General features: G+C 67.0%; 6 protein-coding genes. 2 read left to right on the forward strand and 4 right to left on the reverse strand.

The features are described 5' to 3' along the window. Window positions 1–373 precede the first annotated feature (373 nt). From ACFE71_RS14550 to ACFE71_RS14565, 4 genes are all read right to left on the reverse strand, one after another. The gene (locus tag ACFE71_RS14550) at window positions 374–1,585 is read right to left on the reverse strand and encodes a tyrosine-type recombinase/integrase (RefSeq protein WP_375429482.1); all 1,212 of its coding nucleotides are present in this window, start codon (window positions 1,583–1,585) and stop codon (window positions 374–376) included. A 279-nt stretch (window positions 1,586–1,864) separates the two neighbouring features. Further along, window positions 1,865–2,392 carry a vitamin K epoxide reductase family protein gene (locus ACFE71_RS14555; RefSeq protein WP_375429483.1) on the reverse strand — a complete coding sequence of 176 codons (528 nt, stop codon included), beginning with the start codon at window positions 2,390–2,392 and terminating at the stop codon, window positions 1,865–1,867. Window positions 2,393–2,424: 32 nt separating this feature from the next. Then, window positions 2,425–3,243, reverse strand: coding sequence for a sterol desaturase family protein (locus tag ACFE71_RS14560; protein WP_375429484.1), 819 nt, complete (start codon window positions 3,241–3,243; stop codon window positions 2,425–2,427). Continuing rightward, a complete protein-coding gene (locus ACFE71_RS14565; RefSeq protein ID WP_375429485.1) occupies window positions 3,240–3,965 on the reverse strand; it encodes an SURF1 family protein in 726 nt (241 codons plus the stop codon). The genes ACFE71_RS14560 and ACFE71_RS14565 overlap by 4 nt, the downstream gene beginning before the upstream one ends. Before the next feature lie 74 nt (window positions 3,966–4,039). On the opposite strand from ACFE71_RS14565, the gene ACFE71_RS14570 reads away from it, so the two are divergent. Beyond that, a complete protein-coding gene (locus ACFE71_RS14570; protein WP_375429486.1) occupies window positions 4,040–4,279 on the forward strand; it encodes a hypothetical protein in 240 nt (79 codons plus the stop codon). Further along, on the forward strand, window positions 4,276–5,289 hold the full coding sequence (locus tag ACFE71_RS14575; RefSeq protein WP_375429487.1) for an SDR family NAD(P)-dependent oxidoreductase: 1,014 nt from the start codon (window positions 4,276–4,278) through the stop codon (window positions 5,287–5,289). The genes ACFE71_RS14570 and ACFE71_RS14575 overlap by 4 nt, the downstream gene beginning before the upstream one ends. Window positions 5,290–5,734 lie beyond the last annotated feature (445 nt).

A 5,734-nucleotide genomic window follows, 5' to 3' on the forward strand; every position in this document is an offset into this window, starting at 1 on the left:
ATCAGCTCTCATCCTGATCGCCGCTCGCTTCTCATCCAGATCGTCGCGCTACAGCGAGTGGTTCCATGACTTGGTCCTTCGAATGGATGGCTGACGAATTTGCCCATTCAGGTTAGCATCGTCACTAGGCCTTCATGAAACCTAGATCGGCGCTTCATGACAAATCTATCGTCAGCGCAGCTCTTGGTCGCGGTAGTCCCAAATACTTGCTCAGCTAGTGCGACATTTATCTTAAGTGCTGATATGGCCCATGTGATAGCCGCGCTTAATGTCGCGAAAGTGGGCGACCAACTCGCGGCGACGACTATGGTTTTTACCATCGTCGGGTTGCCTCGTCTGAGTACGCGATGCTCCAGTGTCTGAAGACTGAGGACTATCCTGATAAAAAGGTACCCCATGCGTCTAGTAACTCGCGCCGCATTTCGATGAACGTCGTGCGCTTGTAGGCGCGGATAACCTTATCCGGGACGAGGTGCGCCAGTGCAGCTTCCGCCACCGGATCGGGTATGTTCGGCATCCGCTCCGCTGCCCAATCGCGGAAAGAAGAGCGGAAGCCATGCGCGTCGAAAGGCAGGCCAAGGTCGCGAATGACCTTGTTCATTGTCATGTCCGAAAACAGACCACCGTTTTGGCCAGGGAAGATCAACTGCTGTGGGCTAACATCACTTTTTTGAAGCTGGCGAAGCAGCGCGAGAGCGGGAGCGGAGAGGGTAACGGTATGTGGCGGGGCATCGGAGCCTTTCATCAACTCCGCAGGGCGATGCCAAAGTCGATTTTCAGAATCGATCTGCCCCCACCGCGCGCCCCGCACCTCACCTGGACGAGCGGCGGTGTAGATCTGCAGCAGGAGAGCCATGCGCCCGTTTGTCCCTGCTTTGGCGCGCAGGTCGGACACGAAAGCTGGTAGCTGCGAATAGGGCATCGCCTTGTAGTTGCTGCCGCTTGGCTGCTTGGGCAGGCCGACCGTAACGGACTTCCGCGGCGCGTCGGCTTGTCGCCAGCCTTTCGCTTTCGCAAAGTCGAGCACCTGTCCGACACGGTAGCGAACCTTGCGAGCCATATCTGGGATCTCGGTCCAGATCGGCGCAAGCATATCTCGAATCTGCGACGCTTCAATCTGATCGACGCGCATGGTGCCGAGTGTAGGGTAGGCGTGGTTCTCCAGCGAGCTAAGGAAGGTCGCCGCGCTCTTCGCGTTCCAGCCGTCCTTAAGCGCCTCATGCGTCGCGATAGTAGCCTCTTTGAAGGTCGGCAGCTTACGTCGCTCCCGATCACGCTCCAAAATGGGGTCCAACCCTGATTTCGCGGCTGCCCTGAGCACGGCGGCTTTCTCGCGGGCTTCGCTGAGTGTGAGCACTTTCCGAAGCAGAAGAGGGATGTCGATAGGCGACGGCGCTGCATTTTTGTCAGTGCGTCCTGGAGAGACAGCTGAGCCAAGTCCGATATCGCGACGTTGACCATCGACCTGTACTCGCAACAGCCATGACTTGCCGCCTGAAGGCGCTACGAGCAGGTGAAGGCCCTCACCATCGCTATGACGGCCCGGCTTCGCATTCCTAATTGCTAGAGCAGTGAGCCGTCCCATTTCGCTCCCTCAAATGCTCCCACACTCTGTCGCGACTAGGGGCGGCTGTCAACGAACAAATGCGGAACGGGAAATGATGCTAAGCTATTGCCTTTACACATAAAACGGTCGATGACGAATGCTGCTGAACGGTGCCATGGAGCTTGTAGGCGGCACCACCCTAAGTGACGCAAATAGTTGAGCGGTCCGGGTGATCATCTTCGCGTCTTGTGGGCGCCATATCCCGGTGCCTGGATCATTTCCGTGCGGCCCGACATCCGCCGGCGGCGACGGCGTGGCCTAGTGAGCCGTCGCGCCCTCGACCGCGCGCAGCGCCCTGACCGCTTCCGGGACCGCCAAGCCGAGCGTCGCGGCGGAAAGGGCGGTCGCGACCTGGCACCAGCTGCACAGCGCCTTGTTGTCGCGCCATTCCTGCGCCGCCAGCACGCCGCACAGCGCCAGGTCGATCGCCGCCTTGCCCGCCGCGACCAGCGGCAGCGCCGGGTTCTCCCGCGCGCGGTCGGCGCCTCCCGCCGCCAGCGCCATCGCGGTCAGGCCGAAATTGACGAGCATCATCGGACCGTCGGGCTGCTGCAGGTTCCGGTAGGCGTAGTCGGACGCGTCGACCTTCTCCGCGTCCCATACCGCGCCCGGCAGGATGTCGGGCAGGCGTTTGATAAGCCCGGTCTGGTACGCGGTCACGACGCCCGCGATCGCCGCCCCCGCCAGGCTGAGCGCGACGCCGACGCGGCGGCGGTTCAGGTCGGGGGCGGAACCCCCGCGCAGCTGTTCGCTGAGTTGGGAGGGCGACAGGTATCGGTGGGCCATGATCGGGGTTCCTTGGCTGCGCGTCACCCGCCTCAACGCGTCGGGACGACCGACGGCTCCCACGCGTCCCGCCGCACGAACGGCAGGCGGAGCGACGCGGCGACGCCCGGCCCTCCGCCATGGCCGGCGACGCCGATCGGGGCCTCGTCGTGCGGCACGTCCAGGCGGAAGGTGCCGTGGAGCCGGTCCCAGACCGACAGGCCGCTCGACCAGTTCGACCCCGTCAGCTCGGCCCTGGCCATATGGTGTATGCCGTGCATGCGCGGCGTGGTCAGCAGCCAGGCCAGCCGCCGGTCCCAGCGCGCGGGCAGGCCGAGATTGCCGTGATGGAACAGCACGGCGAGCAGGAACCAGCCGCGCCACGCCTCCAGCGCGCGCGGCCCCGCGCCGGACACGATCACCTGGAGCGCGCGGAACGGCGTGGAGACGACCATGTCGACCAGGTGGAAACGGAGCGCGGTCGACGCGTCCATGTCGAGATCGAGATGGTGGACGAGATGGAGCCGCCACAGGACCGGCACCTCGTGCGTCAGCACGTGCCAGACATAGGTGGTGTAATCCATCAACAGGAACGCGACCGCGTCGCGCGCGAGCGGGGGCAGGGCGAGCGCCTGCGCGACGCCGATCCGCCGCCGCTCGACGGTGCGGGCCAGCGCGCGCGTCGCGGGGCGCTCGACCGCCGCCATGGCCACGGCGCTGAGCGCCCCGAGCGCCAGGTTGACTGGAATGCGCTTGCCGGCGGGCGAAGTCATGCGACGCAGCGGACGGCGGCGCTCGCCGACCAGGATCGCCAGCGCCGACGCGCCGAGCAGCCCGGCCCCCGCGACCGTGGCCATCCAGCTCGCCTTCATCGCCCGCTCCTCCGCCCGTCGCGCGCCAGGAAGACGAGCGCCGCCGCGACAAGCGCCGCCAGCGTGAACCAGGTCAGCGCATAGACGAGGTGATGGTTGCGGAACCTGACCTCCGTCAGCCCACCCCTGGGCCATGAGCCGGGATCCGGCCCCGCGTCGGCATCGATGAAGTACGGCGCGACCCCCGACAGCTCGCGCGCGCGGGCGATCGCGGGGAGGTCGCGCGCGTACCAACGGCCCGCCGCCGGATCGTTCGCGCGCGGCCAGCCCGCATCCGGCTCGCTCAGGCGCAGGAGGCCGGTGACGATCGCGGGACCCGCGGTCGGCCGCGCGCCGCCGGGCGTGAAACCGCGGTTGACGAACACCGTCCACCCCCCGTCGGTGATGAGCGGGGTCATCACCCATGACCCCGCCCCGAGCGCGGTGACCGCCTGGACCCGCGTCTCGCGGTCGTGGCGAAAGCGGCCGCGAACGCGCACGCGCGCATATTCGAAGCGGGCGGCGTCCACCTTGGGCCAGAGCGCCGGACCGGGCGCGTCCGTCGGCGGAGCGGCGACGCGGGCTTCGACGCGCGCGATCAGGTCGAGCTTCCAGCCCCGCCGCGCGAGCTGCCACGCGCCGAGCGCGACGAAGCCCGCCACCAGGACCAGCCCGAGCGCGAACAGCACCGCGCGCGTCACGCGCGATCGGCTTGCCCGCTCCTCCGTGGCCGTCCTGCCCATGCCCTCGTCCTAGCCGATCGCGACGCCGGGAACAGCCGCGCCCACCCGCCGTTGACCGGGAAAGGAATTCTCCCATGGCCGACGATCCCCGCGATATCCCCGCCGACAACGGCCGCCGCGCCCACGTCCTCCGCAACGGCGAGGTGCGCGGCAGCGGGATGGGAGCGGGCGGCGGCAACCCGGGCGAGGACCTCGACAACGACCAGCATGGCGGCGATGGGGGACTCCCGACCGGCGCGGACGCCGCGACCAAGGGCACGCCCGCGCAAGGCGACGGCGACCGCGAACCCGGCCCCAACGGCCTGGACGGGTGACGGCGACGCGGGCCGCGCTCGCGCCGCTCCTCGCCGGTTTCGGCCTGGGCGCCTGCGCGACCGACACGACGCTCCGTTCGGGCGACGCGGCGCGGATCGCGGGCCGCACCTACGTGATCACCGGCGCGTCGAGCGGCTTTGGCCGGGGGGCGGCGGTGCGGGCGGGGCGGCTCGGCGCGAACGTCGTGCTCGCGGCCAGGCGCGCCGAATTGCTGGAGGAGGTGGCGGGCGAGGTTCGCGCCGCGGGCGGGCGGGCGCTGGTCGTGCCCACCGACGTGTCGGATGCCGCCGCCGTCGAGCGGCTGGCGACCGCCGCCGTGGCGCGGTTCGGGCGGATCGACATATGGGTCAACAACGCCGGCGTCGGCGCGGTCGGTCCGTTCGAGCGCATTCCCGTCGCCGACCAGGCGCGGATCGTCGACGTCAATCTGAAGGGGGTGGTGTACGGCGCGCATGCCGCGATGCGCCGCTTCGTCGCGCAGGGGCACGGGACGCTCGTCAATGTCGGTTCGGTCGAGAGCGTCGTGCCGCTTCCGTATCAGGCGACCTACAGCGCGACGAAGTACGGCGTACTCGGCCTCTCGCGCGCCCTGAACGAGGAGATGCGGTTGAAGGGGCTGGGTCGACGCGTCCGCGTATCGACGGTCATGCCCTTCGCCGCCGACACGCCTTTCTGGACGCACACGGCGAACTATTCGGGGCGGCGGCCACAGATGATCATGCTCGATCCCGCCGACAAGGTCGCGGAGGCGATCGTCTGGGCCTCGATCCACCCGCGCGAGGAGCTCCCCGTCGGCTGGAAGGCGCAAGGGGCCGTGACGGCGCACAACCTGTTCCCCGACCTGACCGAGAAGGTCGCGGCGAACGTCTATCACGACGCGCAGATGCGCGACGCCCCGGCGCGCGCGCCAGACACGACCGGCAACCTGTACCGCCCCGTCCAGGCGGGGCGCGGCGTCGACGGCGGCGTCCGCGCGCGGATGGGAGCAGGGAGAGCGAACCGGCGGTAGCGAAGGGCGAAGGGCGGTCGGATTTTGGGGGTGCTAGCAGGCGGCACGCGTCTGTTGCGTCTTGAAATTGCCCGCACTTTCCGCCGCACGGTTCTGACACCCCGACAATGACGCTTTTGCGTACTGTGTCCGACTAGGTCAGAACCGACCGAGACCATTGGAAAAGTCGGTCCTTCCGCAACATGCATTACAATCTTGCTTCTTACGTGGAATTAGCGCACGAATATCTCTCCATGAATGGCCACTGCCTTCAAAACTTACATTAAAGCGCAATTATCTATCGTGTCCGATTTTTTCAACAGCCTCGATCGGTTGTGACACCGGACTAATGGCCAAGAGTGATGGCTTGCAGTTCGTACGCTCTGGCGCTTATAAAAACGGGCCTTGTATCTACTAGGGCTCAAACCCAATCAGCGGGTTGAGCTGAGCGCCGTTCGCTGATTCA

This window comes from uncultured Sphingomonas sp. (assembly GCF_964237155.1).
Lineage (GTDB): Bacteria > Pseudomonadota > Alphaproteobacteria > Sphingomonadales > Sphingomonadaceae > Sphingomonas.